Below are 17,586 nucleotides of genomic sequence, written 5' to 3'. Positions count from 1 at the left end.
TGCCTGGGTTACTTCGCCAGCCACACCTGTAAATGTTCAGCCACTGGACCCAGCGCCAGCGCCGGAATAAAGGTCAGCGCGCCGACCAGCAGGATGGTGCCGATCAGCAGGCCGATAAACAGCGGTCCTGAGGTCGGTAACGTCCCGTTGCCTGCGGGTTGGCGTTTTTTCGCTACCAGCGAACCGCAGATAGCCAATACCGGCAAAATCACGCCGAAGCGGCCGAAGAACATGGTGACCGCCAGCGTCAGGTTATAGAAAGGCGTGTTAACGCTCAGTCCGGCAAAGGCGCTCCCGTTGTTATTCGCCGCTGATGAGTAGGCATACAGCACCTCGGTGAATCCGTGTGCGCCGGGATTGGCAATCCCTGTTAATCCGGCCGGGCTGATAAGGGCCAGCGCAGTGCCGAGAAGAACCAGCGTCGGCGTAACCAGGATCGCCAGCGCGGTCATTTTCATATCGAAGACGTCGATTTTTTTACCGAGATATTCCGGCGTGCGGCCAATCATCAACCCGGCAATAAACACTGTCAGTAATACAAACAGCAGCATGCCGTAAAGGCCTGAGCCGACGCCGCCGAATATCACTTCGCCAATCTGCATCAGCCACAGTGGGATCATGCCACCCAGCGGGGTAAATGAGTCGAGCATCGCGTTGACCGCACCGCATGAGGCGGCGGTGGTGATCACGCTGAACATGCTGGATGCCAGGATGCCGAAGCGCGCCTCTTTGCCTTCCATATTAATGTTGCTGGCAGCACCCAGGGCTGACAGGTGCGGGTTGCCCTGTAGTTCGGCGGCCATCACGATCACCACACAAACCACAAAGATCAATGACATGGTCCACAGCAGCGCATGACCCTGACGGCTGTCGCCCACCACGCGGCCAAACGAGAAGCACAGCGCGCAGGGGATAAGGAAGATTGCCAGCATCTGCACCATATTGGTCATCGCAGTCGGGTTCTCGAACGGATGCGCCGAGTTGACCCCAAAGAAACCGCCGCCGTTGGTGCCGAGCATCTTGATCGCCTCCTGAGATGCGACCGGTCCCATCGGCAGGATTTGCTGCGCGCCTTCCAGCGTAGTGACGTGCTGGTAGGCTTCCATATTTTGCAGCACGCCCTGACTGACGAAATACAATGCCAGTAGCAGAGAGAGCGGCAGCAGCAGATACAGCGTGATGCGAATTAAATCGGTCCAGGCATTGCCCAGCGTTTTCCCCGACGGACGGGCAAACGCGCGGATCATCGCGAAGGCCACGGCAATCCCGGTGGCGGCCGACAGGAAGTTCTGCACGGTCAGCCCAACCATTTGACTGAAATAGCTTAAGGTGCTTTCGCCGCTGTAGGCCTGCCAGTTGGTGTTGGTCACAAAGCTTACGGCGGTGTTGAATGCCAGATCCCACGACATATTTTGCATATGTTGTGGATTCCACGGCAATAGACCTTGCAGCATCAGGATAGCCATCAAAAAGATGATGCCCAGCAGGTTGAAGCTGAAGATGGCTATCGCGAACTGTTTCCAGTCCATCTCCCCATCAGAGCTGCCCGCAAGGCCTAAGACCCGGCGTTCAAAACCGGCAATAGCCACGCCGACTTCTCCCTCAATCAACCGGGCAATAAATTTACCCAGCGGATGAGCAAGCAGCAGCAAGACCAGCATAAAGCTGGCGATCAGTAAAAAAGCGGAAGCGGCCATTTAAAACTCCTCCGCATTGAGCAAGGCATAAACGAGATAGCCGAGCAGTAAAAGCACCAGCAGTGCGCCGCAGATAACACCTGTGTTCACAAACCACCCCTTGAATTGATTCCCCGTCCTCCTTGCTGCTAAGGCAAAGATCACGGGGAGATATAATGACGTTCACCCTTATTGATAAAACGAGTGTAAAGATCGGCTTCTAAAGAACCTGAAAAGATGCGGGGCGGTGGTGTAAAAAAAGTATAAAAATGGCGAGAAATAGATTAATTAACCAGCGATAAGTAGGTTTTTAACAAGAATGTAACTTTATTACAGTGCAAGGGCCGAATTGTGCTTTTATTCGCCAATAAGTGGTCTGATCAGTAGTAAAGTTACAGCCTTTGCGATAATATTTGTTCATTAAACAACCTATGAGTCATCCCGGTCTCGGTCCATTATCGCGTTAGGGCCTCAGGCTGGCCGTTTTGGAGAACTCCCATGTCTGATTACACCCCGTATTCCTTGTCTCGCCTGTTATTGCGTCGCACCGCCGTGGTCCTGATCGGTATCTTTGCGCTACCGGTAATGCTGTTTCGCTCAGATCGCGCACGTTTTTACAGTTCGCTTTACCGCGCGTGGGCGCAAACCAGCGACAAACCGCTGTGGCTGGCGCAGGTAGAAATGGCCGGACAATATTTTTACTAATCCCTTCATCGCGATGGGCTAAGCTTGTTTGAGATGGCATAAAAACAACATAAACCAGCCAGATAATCGGCTGGTTTTTTTGTCTCTGCTTTGCGAGTAAACTTGTACAATTGATTTTTTTTGTATAGGTTTAATCAGGGCGCTGCAGGATTTTGCTGCGCCATGGAATGCAAAACCGCCAGGAGTCGCAAATGAGTGAACAAATTCCGATTGGGATCAGCGCCTGCCTGCTGGGAGAAAAGGTTCGTTTTGACGGTGGGCATAAACGGCTGGCCTTTGCCGTTGAGCAGTTAGCTCCTTATGTTCGCTTCGAACCTGTCTGCCCGGAAATGGCGATTGGCTTACCCACTCCTCGCCCCGCACTGCGACTGGTACAAACGAGTGATAGCATCCGCATGCAGTTCAGCAATGATGCCGACGTCGATATTACCGATAAAATGCAACAGTATTCCGAGCAGCGGGTAGCCGCGCTCGAACACCTCTGCGGTTATATTCTTTGCGCCAAGTCCCCAAGCTGCGGCATGGAGCGGGTGCGTGTTTATCGCGAAAACAGCAAAGACAACAGTAAAAGCGGGGTGGGGATTTATACCGCCGAGCTGCAAAAACAACTGCCGTGGTTGCCGATTGAAGAAGACGGACGCCTTAACGATCCTGTGCTGCGTGAGAATTTTGTCGAGCGAGTTTTTGCGCTTTATGAGCTTAAGATGCTTCGCCAGTCCGGTTTGACGCGCGGAAAACTGATGGCATTTCATAGCCGTTACAAGCTTTCTTTGCTGGCGCATTCCCAACCTGAATATCGCGACCTCGGGCGCTTTGTGGCATCAATGGATAAATGGTCTTCACTGGAAGAATATTTTATCGAATATCGCAATCGGTTGATGACCCTGATGACTCACAAGGCAACACGGCGCAACCACACCAACGTGTTGATGCACGTCCAGGGCTATTTCCGCAAACAGCTGACCAGCGGGCAGCGACAGGAATTGGCACAGTTGATCGACCATTATCGGCAGGGGATGCAACCGCTGCTGGCACCGATCACACTGCTAAAACATTACATGCATGAATATCCCGATGCCTATTTACAGCAGCAGCGCTATTTCGAACCTTATCCCGAGGCCCTACGCCTGCGCTATGGGCATTGAGATTGTGATTAAAAGTATAAGGATTATTTTGTTATGACCACCCACCTGGTCTGGTTTCGTAACGATTTACGCGTCACTGATAACCGCGCGCTGTCCGCCGCCTGCGAAGATGTAGACGCCAAAGTGATTGCCGTTTTCATTGCCACTCCCAAGCAGTGGCACCGCCATGATATGGCCCCTCGTCAGGCCACGTTTATCTATCAGCATCTGCTGGCTTTGCAGGAGATGCTCAAAGAGCGCGGCATCCCACTGTATTACCATCAGTGCGACCTGTTTTCCGACAGCATAAACTGGCTAAAAAAATTCACTGAAGAACAGCAGGTTGACACCCTTTATTATAATAATCAGGTGGAGATTAACGAGGTCGAGCGTGACGCCGAGGTCGATAAATCCCTGTCTGCCAAACTGCAAATTCAGCGTTTTGACGACAGTCTGTTGTTGCCACCCGGTTCGGTGACCACCGGCAGCGGTGAAATGTATAAGGTTTACACGCCGTTTCGCCGTGCTTTTCTGCAACGCCTGAACGAATCAGACAGCCGCTCCTTGCCAGCTCCGCACGCGCGCAAAAAAGCGCATAAAGCCCACGACGACAAGATAGAACCTTTTGACTATCCTCAGCAGGATATTGGCGATGATTTTCCGATTGGCGAAGAGGCCGCTCGTGATCGTTTGCGACGATTTTGCCGCGAAAATGTTGAAGATTACATCGAACAGCGAGATTTACCCGCGATTGACGGCACCAGCACGCTGTCTCCCTATCTGGCGATTGGCGTCATCTCACCGCGACAGTGTTTCAATCGCCTGCGTACCGAACATCCTCATCTTTTAGAGAAAACAGACGGGGGTGCTTTTGGTTGGTTAAACGAACTGGTTTGGCGCGAATTCTACCGCCATCTGCTGGCGACCTGGCCATCATTGTGCAAGCATCAGCCGTTTGTTGAATGGACAAAGGGTGTGCGCTGGCGTGATGCACCCGATGATTTGAAGGCCTGGCAGCAGGGTAAAACGGGCTATCCGATCGTTGATGCAGCGATGCGTCAGCTAAATGCCACCGGCTGGATGCATAATCGTCTGCGAATGATCGTCTCCAGTTTTCTGGTAAAAGATCTGCTGATCGACTGGCGTCACGGCGAACGCTATTTTATGTCGCAGTTGCTGGATGGCGATCTGGCGGCCAATAATGGCGGCTGGCAGTGGAGTGCGTCTACCGGTACTGATTCCGCACCTTATTTTCGCATTTTTAATCCCACCACGCAGGGCGAGCGATTCGACAAGCAAGGCAAGTTTATCAAGGCCTGGGTGCCGGAGCTTGCCGAGGTGCCGGAGAAAGATATTCACCAGCCACATCGATGGGCCGAGAAGCACCGGCGCGTGATAGACTATCCTCATCCGATTATCGATCACGCCCGAGCGCGCAAGGATACGCTGGCAGCCTTCGAGGCAGCCAAGAGTCGTGCTCAGGCAGAGGATTAAGGCTCCCGCCTTGATTGCCTTTCAGCACTGCATGGAGCGATGTGATGACGCAAAAATCCCGGAATACGGCCCCTTTTTTAGCAAATCGATACTTAAGGGCAGGCGTTTTAGCTGTCGGATTAGGCTGGGCCAGTAGCGCCAGCGCTGGTTTTCAAGTCGTCGCCCTGGGAGTTCACGGCGGCGTCGAGGAGGGCAATCTCACCTCTTATCTTCTGCGCGACGAATCGCAGAAGCAATTTCTGGCGCTGGATGCCGGTTCTGTTTTACCCGGCATCAGCAAGGCGTTGGAGAAAGGCAGCTTTCCTCAAGTCAACGCAGCCAACTCCGCGCCGCTCACGCCACAGGGCGCGGTTTTCCGTAATCTAATCAGCGGTTATTTTATCAGCCATGGCCACCTTGACCATCTCGCTGGCTTAATCATCTCCTCGCCGCAGGACAGTAAAAAACCCATTTACGGCTCGACCGAGACCATTAATACCCTGCGCCAATACTATTTTAACTGGAAAGTATGGCCGAATTTCAGCGACTCCGGCAGCGGCCAGCGTCTGGGGACTTATCGTCTCAATGCACAGCGGTTCGGTCAGCGTTTTTCATTGGCCAACGTTGGGCTGAACGGCGTGATATATCCGCTCAGTCACGGTGGCGTGGGTTCGTCGATGCTGCTTGTCAGCACCGCAGCCACCGCGCAACAGCAGGAATCTTTTGCCTTCTTTGGTGATACCGGGGCCGATAAGCTGGAGAAATCCCAAGACTTGAATGCTATCTGGCGCGTGCTCGGTGAAGAGGTTAAACAGCACCGGCTGAAAGGCATTATTATTGAAACTTCTTACCCCAATGGTATTCCCGATAAGCAGCTGTTCGGGCATCTGACCCCGACATTGCTGCTCGGCGAGCTGGCGCATCTGCAGCAGTACGCGGGTGGAGAAGGTTCTTTGAAAGGCCTGAAAGTGGTGATCAGCCATATCAAACCGAGCCTGACCGCCGGTGCAGACCCTCGAGCCGACATTATCCGCCAGCTTGAACAGGGTAATCAGCTCGGCGTAAACTTTATCTTTATGCAGCAGGGCGATAGCCAAACGTTTTAATCGTCTGGCGCGAGTTTTCCGCCTGACAAATTGGAAGAAAGTGATGAACAATATTGAACTAGAAAAATTAATCGACCTGAAGCTGGCCGTGGACACCTTCAAGGATTATGCGCCGAATGGCCTACAGGTTGAAGGCGGCACGGAGGTTAAGCGAATTGTAACCGGCGTTACCGCAAGCCAGAAACTGCTGGACGCAGCCGTTCAACACGGTGCGGACACTATTATCGTTCACCATGGCTATTTCTGGAAAAATGAACCGGCGGCGGTGCGTGGCATGAAACGCAACCGTTTGAAAACCCTGCTGCTAAACGATATTAATTTGTATGGTTACCACCTGCCGTTAGACGCTCACCCCGAGTTAGGTAACAATGCGCAGCTAGCCCGCCTGTTGGGGATCAACGTGCTGGGTGAAATCATGCCGTTGGTCCCTTACGGGGAACTGCCGGCTGCCGTGCCCGCCGAAGCTTTCCACCAGAAAATCGAGCAACAGCTTGGTCGCAAGGTTTTGCACAGTTCCGAGGGTGGGCCGCGAGAAATTCGTCGGGTGGCATGGTGTACCGGAGGCGGCCAGGGCTTTATTCAACAGGCTGCCGATTTTGGCGTTGATGCGTTTATCACCGGGGAAGTGTCTGAACAGACGATTCATATTGCTCGTGAAATGGGGCTGCACTTTTTTGCTGCCGGTCATCACGCCAGCGAACGCTACGGCGTGAAAGCTCTGGGCGAATGGCTCGCCGCAGAGCATGGTTTAGATGTTACCTTTATTGATGTTGATAACCCGGCCTAAACTTATCGACCCTGCTGTGCGACTTTGGGTGGCACAGCATCTGCCTCGTCTTCTTCTTGCTCCAGCGGCTGTTGGGTCGGCGGAAACTCACTGTCTTCAAGCAGGATAAACGCCCGCTGCAAGCCGGTATCTGCATCAGGATCTGCGCCCTGTGGGCGAGTTTCCAACTCGTTTTCCGCTTCAGTCTCAGGCTCGCTTTGCTCGGCAGTTTCCGGCGCTGGCATCTGATCCTGGATCATCTGCTCGTCAATATTGGGATTTAGCGCAGGCGACAGCGGGGAACTGCTCAGGCTGTCGGGCATAGCGATGTGCGGCACGGGTGCATCTTCCGCCATCTGCGTCAGCTGTTCCGTCGCCGAGCTGCGACTCAGGGCAACGATTGCCGCACCGCAGAGAGCGAAAAAGGCATAAAGAATATTGCCACCCAGCGGCTCAATCAGCGCGCCAACTGCCAGTGGCCCGATACAGGCCCCGACGCCGAAAGCCATCAACAAACACGCGGACAGTGAAACCCGGCGCTCGGGTTCAATCATGTCATTGGCCAGCGCGACAATCAGCGGATAAAGCGTAAATTGCATCAGGCTAACCATAAAACCGACGGTGAGCAGCAACGGGAACGAAATGTGAGTGAAGATAGCCAGCGGCAGGGCTGCAACCGCCAGCAGCAGGGCGTTGATGCGCATCAGCAGATTACGGTTATAGCGGTCGGACAACCAGCTCAGCGGAAACTGTGCCACCAGACCGGCAAATATCGCCAGCGCCATAAACAGGCCCGTCTGTTGAGTAGTCAGACCCTGCTGGTTTGCGTATAGCGGAGCCATGCCGTAGAACGAGCCAACGATCATGCCAATTACCAGCGTAATCGCCAGCACCTTGGGGATCGCGCCTATAAAATACTTGAGCTCCATCGGCGCAGGCGACATGTGGCCGACCTTGGTGCGGGTAGTCAGCGCAATCGGTACTAAACAGAGTGCGAAACACAGGGCAATCACCAACAGTGTGCTCATCCCCAGATCGGTTTGCAGCATCAAAACAACCTGGCCAAGAGCCATGCCGAGATACGACGCCGCCATATAAAAGCCGAACACCACGCCGCGCTGGCTGGAGTCCGACTGATCGTTGAGCCAGCTTTCCAGCACCATATATTGGCACATCATGCACAGGCCGATAATTAATCGCAGCACGACCCAAACGGGGATGATTTCGGTCAGTCCATGGCCTATCACGGCGGCGGTGATGATCCCCGAGCAGGAGACATAGGCGCGGATATGCCCGACGCGGGCAATCAAAAAGTGGCCAACCTTGCCGCCGATCACCAGACCAATATAGTTGGCAGCAATAATCGCACCAATCATCGCGCCGCTAACGTGAATGGCGCTTAGGCGAAGAGAGACGTAGGTGGTGAGAAGCCCTGAACCAAGCAGCATCAGTAATGTGGTGGTATAGAGCGGAAAAAAAACGCCAAAGGTCTTTTTCACTGTTTCTTCCTTTCATTGAGGCAACACACTGCTTTTCAACGCCTTCCGGGCAGGCAGGGTTTTGCAGAAACATAAGACACACAGGCGGTCTTTGCCATACAGCCTAGCAGTTCAGCCCCTGACCATCGAGAAGTTAAGTTTTTCAGGTGGCACGTAGGGTCTGTAACTGTTGTATAAATAACGTTATCTTTAACTGTATCATCATTCTAATTCTATTAATTCTGTGGCTTAGGAGTTATCAAGTGCAACCAGCACGATGTTACTTGTTAGGGGAACGCGCGGTCGTTCTCGAACTGGAGCCTCCGGTGTCATTGGCGAACCAGCAGCGAATCTGGGGACTGGCTCAACGCGTGGTGGACTTCCCCGGCGTTAAAGAAGTCATTCCAGGTATGAATAATTTAACCGTCTTACTGACTGAACCACAGACTTACGCCGCACAGGCCGTTGAGCGCCTGCAAAGCTGGTGGCACGACAGCAACTCTTTTGAGCCGGAATCGCGACTCATTGAAATTCCGGTGGTTTATGGTGGAAAAGGCGGCCCCGATCTCTCCGGCGTCGCCAGCCATACCGGCATGACCCCAAGTCAGGTAGTCGAATGCCACAGCGGCGCGGAGTACATCGTCTATTTTCTCGGTTTTCAGCCCGGATTCCCTTACCTCGGCGGCATGCCCGACGTGCTGGCCACCCCACGCCATTCTGAACCTCGTTTGAGCGTACCTGCAGGAACAGTGGGTATCGGTGGCGGCCAAACCGGCATCTACCCGTTGATTACCCCCGGTGGTTGGCAGCTTATCGGCCATACGCCGCTGTCGATGTTTGATCCCGACAGCCGCTTACCGACTCTATTACGCCCCGGGGATCGGGTACGCTTTGTGCCTCAGAAGGAGGGCGTATGTTAAAGATTTTACGTGCCGGGATGCTAACCTCGGTACAGGATTTGGGGCGCGATGGCTATCGCCAGCTCGGCGTCAGCCAATCAGGGGCCTTTGATGCACCTGCGCTGCGTATCGGCAATCTGCTGGTGGGCAACGAAGAAAACGCCGCGGGTATTGAAATTACCTTGGGTCAGTTCAGCGTTGAGTTCACTAAAAAAGGCTGGATTGCCCTGACTGGTGCGGGCAGCCATGCCACCCTCGACGGTGAATCTGTGTGGACCGGTTGGTGCTATCCGGTAAAACCAGGGCAGGTATTGAGCCTGAAAACGCCCATTCGTGGGATGCGCAGCTATCTGGCGGTAGCGGGAGGAATTAACGTACCCGTGGTACTCGATTCACGCAGTACCGATCTTAAGGCCGGGTTTGGTGGTTTTGAAGGCCGAGCCTTGAAAGACGGCGATGTTTTAACCGCCGGGAAAACTAAAAATCTGCCGAAAAAATCCATTGGCGTTAAACAGCTGCTGTTTGGTAACCGTATTCGTGCCATTCCAGGACCTGAATACGATGAATTCAGCGACGATGCGCGTGATTCTTTTTGGCGCACAGCTTGGCAGTTAAGCCCGCAAAGTAACCGTATGGGCTATCGTTTGCACGGCCATGAACTTAAACGTAACACTCATCGAGAAATGCTGTCGCACGGTTTGGTGCCTGGTGTAGTGCAGGTTCCCCACGGTGGCCAGCCTATCGTGTTAATGGCCGATGCACAGACTACCGGCGGTTATCCGCGTATCGCGTGCGTGATCGAAGCCGATCTTTATAATCTGGCGCAGATCCGTCTCGGCATGCCGGTTCATTTTGTGAAATGCTCGCTGGAGGAAGCGTTGTTTGCCAACAAAGAGCAAAATCGCTTCATTGAACAAATTAAGTGGGGATTGCATGAACGTTGATTTAAATGCAGATTTGGGCGAAGGCTGCGAAAACGACGAAGCTCTGTTGCAGCTGGTCAGTTCCGCCAATATCGCCTGCGGTTTCCACGCTGGCGATGCTGAAACCATGCGCCAATCTGTGCGCTGGGCAGTTCAATACGGCGTGGCAATTGGCGCGCATCCCAGCTTCCCGGATCGGGAAAACTTTGGCCGCACGGCGATGCAGCTGCCGCCGGAAACCGTGTACGCGCAGGTGGTTTATCAGCTTGGCGCTCTGGCGGCAATTGCCCGCGCCGAGGGTGGCAAAATGGTTCACGTCAAGCCGCACGGTATGCTCTACAACCAGGCAGCGACTGACCCGGCTTTGTCTGACGCGATTGCCAGAGCGGTACGTGATGTCGATGCTTCTCTAAAATTGGTCGGGCTGGCGGGCAGTGAACTCATCCGCGCCGGTGAGCGACTGGGACTGCAAACGCGTCAGGAAGTTTTCGCCGATCGTCGCTATCAAAGTAATGGCAATCTGGTTCCGCGCAGTCAGCCTGATGCGATGATTGAAACTGATGAGCTGGCCCTTGAGCAAACGTTGAGCATGATTCTCGACCAACAGGTCGTCAGCCGAGACGGCGTTAAAGTCCCGGTTCAGGCCGATACTGTTTGCCTGCACGGCGACGGCGCACACGCGTTAGCCTTTGCTCGCAGCCTGCGCGCGGCTTTCACCGAGAAAAATATCCAGGTAAACGCGGGTTAATCGCAGTTGCCAAGACCATAAACACCGAAACTGAGCCACGCGGCTTTAAGATATTGAGTCGTCGTGGCAGTTAAAACACTTCGCGCATCTCCATCTCTGCGCCTGAGGAATATTAATGCGTAAAGTTCTAGTAACCGGTTTCGAGCCCTTTGGTGGCGAACGCGTCAACCCTTCCTGGGAAGTGGTCAGTAAATTGAAAGATCTGCAAATATCAGGCGTAAGCCTTGCCGTACGTCAGTTGCCGTGTGTATTTGGTAAGGCAATCAAAGCGTTGAACAAGGCGATCGATGAGGTTGATCCGCTGATGGTGATTTGTGTAGGGCAGGCCGGTGGCCGCACCGATTTCAGCATTGAACGTATTGGGATAAACGTTGACGATGCGCGCATTCCCGATAATGACGGTCAACAGCCGATAGACCAGCCGATTGTCGCTGATGGACCGGCAGCCTATTTCTCACGCCTGCCGATCAAGGCGCTGGTCAACGGGCTGCGCGAAGCGGGAATACCGGCTTCTGTATCGCAAACGGCGGGTACCTATGTTTGCAATCACGTAATGTACGGCCTGCTGCATCGTATGGCACAAGTTGACAGCAAGATAGAAAAGGGCGGTTTTATCCACGTGCCTTATTTACCCGAGCAGGCGGCGTTGCATCCCGGCAGCGCCAGTATGTCGGAAAAAACATTGCTGGAAGCTCTTGAATTGACAATAGCAATCACTTTACATACTGAACAAGATTTAGCAGTAGCGGAAGGAGCAACACATTAATGCCTGAAGGTCCAGAAATCCGCCGGGCAGCGGATCAGCTTGAACAAGCCGTCGTGGATAAGCCACTTACCGATGTCTGGTTTGCATTTCCAAAGCTGCAGCCTTATCAGCCAGCCTTGATTGGTCAGCGGGTCAAGGCCATTGAAACCCGTGGCAAAGCTTTATTGACCCATTTTAGTAACGACCTGACGTTGTATAGCCACAACCAGCTGTACGGTATCTGGCGGGTATTTAACCCCGGTGACGTGATTGATCACGGCAAGCGATCCCTTCGGGTAAAAATTGCCACACCGGACAGCGCAATTTTGCTGTACAGCGCCTCGGATATTGAAATTTGGCCCACGGAGGAAGTTTATCAGCATCCTTTCTTGCAGCGTATCGGACCCGATGTGCTGGACGAGAAGCTTACCCCCGAGCAGGTAAAATCACGCCTGATGTCTAAGCGTTTTTGTAATCGCCAGTTGGGCGGTATGCTGCTCGATCAGGCTTTTCTTGCTGGACTGGGCAACTATTTGCGTGCAGAAATCCTCTGGCTGGCGGAGCTGTTGCCGTCGCACAGGCCGTCAGATCTGAGCGAAAGCCAACTGGACTCGCTTGCCGATGCTTGCTTGTCGATTGCTCGCCATTCCTACGCCATGCGCGGCACTATGGACGAAAACGTGCATCACGGCGCCATGTTCCGCTTCAAGGTCTTTGCTCGAGAAGGCAAGTCCTGCGAACGTTGTGGTGAAACGATTGTGAAAACCAGCGTTTCTACACGGCCGTTCTTTTATTGTCCTGGATGTCAGGGGTGAAATACCCCTGTTACCTTGCAACATACAGGTTCGACAATTGCCGTTTGTTTCAAACTCAATTTAACTGCTGTACCAGTGCGTCTCCAAGAGTATTGATAAGTTCGGCTCTTCCCTGGCGGTTAAATAACTGCTGATACTCTTCTGATTCCAACTCAAATGCGCGAGTCCAGTTCCTTAAAGTCAGGGCGTATTTATCGTTATTTGCTGCAGCCAGATTTTCCATCGCTTTAGCGACGAATAACCCGCAACCGTTAGGGACATTGCCTTGTAGTTCCTCGCTAATAGGCGGCATATCCCCTATGACTCCACACTCTTCTGCGAGCTTATCAAAATAACCTTTTGTTTGTTCACTGTTAACTTTGGCTTGGCTGTCAAATATCAAGGCTGATTTAATTCCATTTTGGTCATAGTAAGTGCCAAACAGATACCAGTGGTCGTTTAAAAGAATCGGGGCGAAGTTAGCTGTGAAATCTCTAGCCGAATTATTGATGAAACTGCGTGTTAGTAAATTATCAAAAATTGGCTCATTTATTCCATTGGAATTGGTTATTTTAATTTCACGTGCTTCGTGGAATTTTATGTTGGGATTCGGATAGTCGGCATTTAGCTTTTTCGAAAAGGCATCTAATTCCGCTGCATGGATATATCGATTGGTTAAAAATAGCTCCTTGTCGGCAATATTCGCGGCGTTCTCTGCTCTAGCTTCGGAGGCGTTATCACCTGCCAGTGGGGCAACAGTTTCTGCATTACTTTCAAAGATGGCGTTAAAAGCGATGTTTTGATTTAATTTTTTAGAAACATTGGGGCGATGGTCCTCGTCTCCATAGGGTGATTTAAATCCGGCGATAATAAGTAATTTAGTAGGGATAACCCAATATTCCGCAATGTTGTCACCGTGAAGTCTATTTTGTTCTTCAACAAGCTCGAATAAATCTAAGCTTTTATCTTCCAATGTTTTCTGCATCTCAAGCTGGTTCGCACAGAATTTTTTCCCTGTAAATAAATTGAAAAGGAAAGATTCGGCTCGTTTAGCATTCTTGTCATTTATATTTGTATTTTCAACTTCATTGATATGTAAACCGCCGCAAGCATAGGTAAAGAGCATATCAATGGCATCATTTGATGATGGATCGTTGCTTACAGCACGCCATTCTAGGTCGGGTAGTTTTAGATTCGAAACTGATGAACTTTCTTGTCGTGCAACGTGCCGCTGATAAGAGTTGAGATTTGATACGGTATTTGTAAGCGGCAGACTCACTGCAGGATTGGCAACATCCGGCTGCTCGTCATAGTCAGGAAGTGGCTCTGTGTCTGGTATGCTCTGCTCATTAAAAGGCCGTGCCAAGATCTCGGGGCCTTCATCAAAGACTGATCCCTCAGGAGCTTCAAAAGACATCAAACTCAGAGCGTCTTCATAAACAGGAGGTTCATCAACGTTTAACGTCTCATGTTCATTAGAAGACTCCGCCAAGCCGGCAATTTCCTCGTAAACATTATCAGGCGCCAGTGGGTCGAATGCGTCATTTTCATTAACATTCTGCGATGATCTCATCGCCTCTTCATAAGAAGGAGGAGGGGAAGCGTTAGGTATTTCATAATCATCAGCATTCCCTGACAAATTCTCGTTTGGAGAATCACTAAAAGGATCAATTACTGCCGAAAGTTCATTTTCATTAGAAGAGTCAAATAAGCTTTCAATTTCGCTATTAATTGGCGCTCTCCTTAAATGCAAACTTTCATTTTCATTTATGGAGCTGGGCAAGCTACCCAACGCGGAGTCAATCGATTCATCCAGTGAGGTATTACTTGGGAATTCAGTTGGCGTTTCTCTAAAAAAATTGCTATTTGGTAATCTTGAGTTAACTTCTGGATTACTCACCACGACTTGTTGAATATTTTCCCTTAAATTATTCGTCGGCTCAGGCGTTATAGTCCTGATGTTACCAGCATTAATAGGCCGTGTGGTGGCCGTGGAGTTTGAGTTTGGTGTTTTATTTGAAGAATTTACGCCGCAGAGAGAATTATATTTTTCTATCCGTTGCCTGGTGAGTTCACGCTTGGCTGACTGTTCTACTTCGTGTAATTTTTGCGCATGTGCATAGCTGATTTTCATTACTAAAACCCTGGATGATGGAATGCCCTAGTATGACGGCTTCTCTCTTTTCACAGGTAGCAAATATCGCTGATTTATCCTTGTCGGTTAATAAAATACTTCTTTAAATTTTCCATAAAAAAAGCCCTGTTACTTGCCAAAAATCCAGCTTTCACAGGGCTTGTGCAATCAAAAATTAATTATTTTTTAACTTCAGATTTAAATTCACGCCTAGCATAGCCGGTATACAGCTGACGTGGACGGGCAATTTTAATGCCATCGTCGTGCATTTCGTTCCAGTGGGCAATCCAGCCAACGGTACGCGCCATCGCGAAGATAACCGTAAACATGGAAGAAGGAATTCCCATGGCTTTCAGAATGATGCCAGAATAGAAATCGACATTTGGATAAAGTTTGCGTTCAATGAAGTACGGGTCGTTGAGCGCGATGTGCTCCAACTGCATAGCGACTTCTAGCAGGTCATCCTTCATATTCAGTTCTTCAAGCACGGCGTGGCAGGTTTCACGCATTACTGTTGCACGCGGATCGTAGTTTTTATACACGCGATGGCCAAAGCCCATCAGGCGGAAGGAATCGTTTTTATCCTTCGCGCGGCGTACAAATTCAGGAATGTGGTCAACAGTGCTGATCTCTTCAAGCATTTTCAGGCAGGCTTCGTTGGCACCACCGTGTGCCGGTCCCCAAAGCGAAGCAATACCCGCCGCAATACAGGCAAATGGGTTGGCACCAGAAGAACCAGCAGTACGCACGGTAGAGGTTGAGGCGTTTTGCTCGTGATCTGCATGCAGAATGAGGATGCGGTCCATGGCTTTTTCAAGCACAGGATTTACCACGTATTCTTCGCACGGTGTTGCAAACATCATGTGCAGGAAGTTACCGGCATACGACAGATCATTCTTCGGATAAACAAACGGTTGCCCAATGGAATATTTGTAGCACATTGCAGCAACGGTCGGCATTTTTGACAGCAGACGGAAAGCGGCAATCTCGCGATGGCGCTCGTTTTCGACGTCAATAGAGTCATGATAAAACGCGGCCAGCGCGCCGGTCACGCCACAAAGAACTGCCATTGGGTGCGAGTCGCGGCGAAAACCGTGGAACAGACGGGTGATCTGTTCGTGGATCATGCTGTGGCGCGTAACGGTAGTTTTGAATTCCTCGTACTGTTTCTGCGTTGGTGGCTCACCGTGCAACAGCAGATAACACACTTCCAGATAGTTTGATTCCGTTGCCAACTGGTCAATCGGGAATCCACGGTGAAGCAAGATGCCTTCGTCGCCGTCAATGAAAGTGATTTTGGATTCGCAGGATGCGGTAGAGGTAAAGCCTGGGTCAAAGGTGAAAAAACCTTTGGAACCTAGCGGGCGTATATCAATCTCGTCTTGACCCAGCGTGCCGGATAGCACATCAAGTTCAATAGGATCATGACCTTGTAGGGTAAGTGTCGCTTTCTTATCAGCCATTTACAGTCTCCTTAGCGCCTTATTTTAATAATCTCTAACAACTCTGTCCTTGGTCTGGTTGCAGAACCCGGTACTGCGTGTGGATCATTACTCCGCCGTTATAATTTGTGACTGTTACCCCGCTTACTCGTTGCAAAAAGCCTACTAAGCTTAGGGTAAAGCCGTTTTACTGCCACTGCGCAGCTTCTGGCGGACAGGCGGCGTTTCATCGTTGTTATTGATTCGATATCTTTGCTCAATACCTACGACAAGTATGAGGGCATACAGATGCTACACTTTTGCACAAGTCAGCGTCGCAGGGAAGTGTATGTGTTGATCTGAGGTGAGTCATAGGAGTGAACCATGAACTATTTGTAATAGAAATGTTAGCACAGTGTCAAACAAGATAATTTATTTTGTGTATAATATGAGAAATGCGACACAAATCACTGTTTCGCAGAAAAGTGACCAAACATTTTGTAGGGGAATTGTAATAGGAATGTGATCATCCTATACTCCTCCAAGGTCTCCGGAACACCCTGTAGTAGGAGCACCCAGCGTTAAATAGAACGCGCCGTTTAAGCACAGTGGATGTCGATGTTTGAGCGCGTGACGTGAAGGGCCCTTGGCTCTTAACGCTGTCTGATTTCCGCCCAGGCCGGAGGATGGAAAATAATAAGCGCCATTCAAGATGTACTGCGCTCGGTCCGCTGTGTTAAAACAAGCACAAAATGCCCCTTTACTGAGTCAATGTGTAAACCGGCTTTGCCGCTTTTTTTGCTTTGCTGTACCCCGCAGGATGTTTATGAACAGGCTCTAAGGGCTGTGTGGGCAAAACCGTGAAAAAACAAAGACCTGTCAATCTGGATCTGCAAACGATCCGGTTTCCCGTTACTGCGATAGCGTCCATCTTACACCGCGTCTCCGGCGTAATAACCTTCGTTGCAGTTGGTATCCTCCTTTGGTTGCTTGGTACGTCTCTTTCCTCCCCGGAAGGATTCGCGCACGCTGCCGCAATTATGAACAGCTTCTTCGTCAAGTTCATATTCTGGGGAATACTCACCGCCTTGGCCTATCACGTATGCGGCGGTATTCGCCACCTGCTGATGGACTTTGGTGTCATCGAAGAGAGTTTGGCTGTCGGTAAACTGTCGGCATACATCGCCATCGGTATTACCGTGCTGTTGTCAATTCTTGCTGCCGTCTTCGTAGGGTAAATAAAGTATGGTTAACAATGTTTCTGCATTGGGACGTAATGGCGTTCATGACTGGCTGCTGGTGCGTGCTTCAGCTATCGTTATCACTCTCTACATCATCTATATATTGGGCTTTGTAATTATGGCCCGAGACATTAATTTCGAAGTCTGGCACGGCTTCTTTGCCTCTTCCATTACTAAAGTATTCACCTTGCTGACATTACTGTCGATTCTGGTTCACGCCTGGATCGGGATGTGGCAGGTGTTAACTGACTATGTCAAAAACCTGGCAGTACGTCTGGTGCTTCAACTCGCCATCGTCGTCACGCTGGTGGTTTATCTACTTTATGGAACAATAGTTGTGTGGGGAGCGTAGT

General features: G+C 51.0%; 17 protein-coding genes. 12 read left to right on the top strand and 5 right to left on the bottom strand.

Going from position 1 to position 17,586, the window contains the following annotated elements:
- Positions 1-8 precede the first annotated feature (8 nt).
- Positions 9-1,697, bottom strand: a complete 1,689-nt coding sequence (gene kdpA, locus SPM24T3_RS11145; protein WP_009636856.1) for a potassium-transporting ATPase subunit KdpA — start codon at positions 1,695-1,697, stop codon at positions 9-11.
- Complete coding sequence (locus SPM24T3_RS25465) at positions 1,698-1,787, bottom strand: K(+)-transporting ATPase subunit F (RefSeq protein WP_071988425.1); 90 nt, start codon at positions 1,785-1,787, stop codon at positions 1,698-1,700.
- A 387-nt stretch (positions 1,788-2,174) separates the two neighbouring features.
- Between SPM24T3_RS25465 and SPM24T3_RS11140 the strand changes: the two genes are divergently transcribed.
- The 5 genes from SPM24T3_RS11140 to SPM24T3_RS11120 all read left to right on the top strand — a co-directional run bounded on the left by SPM24T3_RS11140 (position 2,175) and on the right by SPM24T3_RS11120 (position 6,871).
- The gene (locus tag SPM24T3_RS11140; protein ID WP_009636855.1) at positions 2,175-2,381 is read left to right on the top strand and encodes a YbfA family protein; all 207 of its coding nucleotides are present in this window, start codon (positions 2,175-2,177) and stop codon (positions 2,379-2,381) included.
- A 191-nt stretch (positions 2,382-2,572) separates the two neighbouring features.
- Positions 2,573-3,526 carry a DUF523 and DUF1722 domain-containing protein gene (locus tag SPM24T3_RS11135; RefSeq protein WP_009636854.1) on the top strand — a complete coding sequence of 318 codons (954 nt, stop codon included), beginning with the start codon at positions 2,573-2,575 and terminating at the stop codon, positions 3,524-3,526.
- Between the two features lie 33 nt (positions 3,527-3,559).
- Entirely contained in the window at positions 3,560-4,999 is a 1,440-nt protein-coding gene (phrB, locus tag SPM24T3_RS11130; protein WP_009636853.1) for a deoxyribodipyrimidine photo-lyase, read from the top strand.
- Positions 5,000-5,043: 44 nt separating this feature from the next.
- Positions 5,044-6,084: an MBL fold metallo-hydrolase gene (locus SPM24T3_RS11125; protein ID WP_009636852.1), complete on the top strand. Its 1,041-nt coding sequence runs from the start codon at positions 5,044-5,046 to the stop codon at positions 6,082-6,084.
- A gap of 43 nt (positions 6,085-6,127) precedes the next feature.
- Positions 6,128-6,871 (top strand): type 2 GTP cyclohydrolase I, encoded by a 744-nt coding sequence (locus tag SPM24T3_RS11120; protein ID WP_009636851.1) that lies wholly within the window; start codon positions 6,128-6,130, stop codon positions 6,869-6,871.
- A gap of 2 nt (positions 6,872-6,873) precedes the next feature.
- On the opposite strand, the gene SPM24T3_RS11115 is transcribed toward SPM24T3_RS11120, so the two are convergent.
- Complete coding sequence (locus SPM24T3_RS11115; RefSeq protein ID WP_009636850.1) at positions 6,874-8,349, bottom strand: MFS transporter; 1,476 nt, start codon at positions 8,347-8,349, stop codon at positions 6,874-6,876.
- Between the two features lie 242 nt (positions 8,350-8,591).
- On the opposite strand from SPM24T3_RS11115, the gene pxpB reads away from it, so the two are divergent.
- The 5 genes from pxpB to nei all read left to right on the top strand — a co-directional run bounded on the left by pxpB (position 8,592) and on the right by nei (position 12,458).
- A complete protein-coding gene (pxpB, locus tag SPM24T3_RS11110) occupies positions 8,592-9,248 on the top strand; it encodes a 5-oxoprolinase subunit PxpB (RefSeq protein WP_009636849.1) in 657 nt (218 codons plus the stop codon).
- Positions 9,242-10,171, top strand: a complete 930-nt coding sequence (gene pxpC / locus SPM24T3_RS11105) for a 5-oxoprolinase subunit PxpC (RefSeq protein ID WP_009636848.1) — start codon at positions 9,242-9,244, stop codon at positions 10,169-10,171. The genes pxpB and pxpC overlap by 7 nt, the downstream gene beginning before the upstream one ends.
- Positions 10,161-10,898, top strand: coding sequence for a 5-oxoprolinase subunit PxpA (gene pxpA, locus SPM24T3_RS11100; RefSeq protein ID WP_009636847.1), 738 nt, complete (start codon positions 10,161-10,163; stop codon positions 10,896-10,898). Before pxpC ends, pxpA begins: the two co-directional genes overlap by 11 nt.
- A 115-nt stretch (positions 10,899-11,013) precedes the next feature.
- Entirely contained in the window at positions 11,014-11,664 is a 651-nt protein-coding gene (pcp, locus tag SPM24T3_RS11095) for a pyroglutamyl-peptidase I (RefSeq protein WP_009636846.1), read from the top strand.
- A complete protein-coding gene (gene nei / locus SPM24T3_RS11090) occupies positions 11,664-12,458 on the top strand; it encodes an endonuclease VIII (protein ID WP_009636845.1) in 795 nt (264 codons plus the stop codon). The genes pcp and nei overlap by 1 nt, the downstream gene beginning before the upstream one ends.
- Before the next feature lie 55 nt (positions 12,459-12,513).
- Here the strand turns inward: nei and SPM24T3_RS11085 are convergent, their stop codons facing one another.
- Positions 12,514-14,571 (bottom strand): deubiquitinase SseL, encoded by a 2,058-nt coding sequence (locus tag SPM24T3_RS11085; protein WP_009636844.1) that lies wholly within the window; start codon positions 14,569-14,571, stop codon positions 12,514-12,516.
- Between the two features lie 179 nt (positions 14,572-14,750).
- Positions 14,751-16,034, bottom strand: coding sequence for a citrate synthase (locus tag SPM24T3_RS11080; protein ID WP_009636843.1), 1,284 nt, complete (start codon positions 16,032-16,034; stop codon positions 14,751-14,753).
- A gap of 806 nt (positions 16,035-16,840) precedes the next feature.
- Here SPM24T3_RS11080 and sdhC point away from each other — a divergent pair.
- Both sdhC and sdhD read left to right on the top strand, forming a co-directional pair.
- The gene (gene sdhC / locus SPM24T3_RS11075) at positions 16,841-17,230 is read left to right on the top strand and encodes a succinate dehydrogenase cytochrome b556 subunit (RefSeq protein ID WP_009636842.1); all 390 of its coding nucleotides are present in this window, start codon (positions 16,841-16,843) and stop codon (positions 17,228-17,230) included.
- A gap of 7 nt (positions 17,231-17,237) precedes the next feature.
- Entirely contained in the window at positions 17,238-17,585 is a 348-nt protein-coding gene (gene sdhD / locus SPM24T3_RS11070) for a succinate dehydrogenase membrane anchor subunit (protein ID WP_009636841.1), read from the top strand.
- Position 17,586: the final 1 nt, after the last annotated feature.

It is taken from the genome of Serratia sp. M24T3 (assembly GCF_000257645.1).
GTDB lineage: Bacteria > Pseudomonadota > Gammaproteobacteria > Enterobacterales > Enterobacteriaceae > Rouxiella.
The sequence above is the reverse complement of the archived record's forward strand: the minus strand, read 5'-3'. Positions and strand labels throughout refer to the sequence as shown.

Bases quoted from the DNA above. Each gene is read 5' to 3' on its own strand.
- kdpA (WP_009636856.1), bottom strand. From the start codon at position 1,697: ATGGCCGCTTCCGCTTTTTTACTGATCGCCAGCTTTATGCTGGTCTTG.
- SPM24T3_RS11140 (WP_009636855.1), top strand. From the start codon at position 2,175: ATGTCTGATTACACCCCGTATTCCTTGTCTCGCCTGTTATTGCGTCGC.
- SPM24T3_RS11135 (WP_009636854.1), top strand. From the start codon at position 2,573: ATGAGTGAACAAATTCCGATTGGGATCAGCGCCTGCCTGCTGGGAGAA.
- phrB (WP_009636853.1), top strand. From the start codon at position 3,560: ATGACCACCCACCTGGTCTGGTTTCGTAACGATTTACGCGTCACTGAT.
- SPM24T3_RS11125 (WP_009636852.1), top strand. From the start codon at position 5,044: ATGACGCAAAAATCCCGGAATACGGCCCCTTTTTTAGCAAATCGATAC.
- SPM24T3_RS11120 (WP_009636851.1), top strand. From the start codon at position 6,128: ATGAACAATATTGAACTAGAAAAATTAATCGACCTGAAGCTGGCCGTG.
- pxpC (WP_009636848.1), top strand. From the start codon at position 9,242: ATGTTAAAGATTTTACGTGCCGGGATGCTAACCTCGGTACAGGATTTG.
- pxpA (WP_009636847.1), top strand. From the start codon at position 10,161: ATGAACGTTGATTTAAATGCAGATTTGGGCGAAGGCTGCGAAAACGAC.
- pcp (WP_009636846.1), top strand. From the start codon at position 11,014: ATGCGTAAAGTTCTAGTAACCGGTTTCGAGCCCTTTGGTGGCGAACGC.
- nei (WP_009636845.1), top strand. From the start codon at position 11,664: ATGCCTGAAGGTCCAGAAATCCGCCGGGCAGCGGATCAGCTTGAACAA.
- SPM24T3_RS11085 (WP_009636844.1), bottom strand. From the start codon at position 14,571: ATGAAAATCAGCTATGCACATGCGCAAAAATTACACGAAGTAGAACAG.
- SPM24T3_RS11080 (WP_009636843.1), bottom strand. From the start codon at position 16,034: ATGGCTGATAAGAAAGCGACACTTACCCTACAAGGTCATGATCCTATT.
- sdhD (WP_009636841.1), top strand. From the start codon at position 17,238: ATGGTTAACAATGTTTCTGCATTGGGACGTAATGGCGTTCATGACTGG.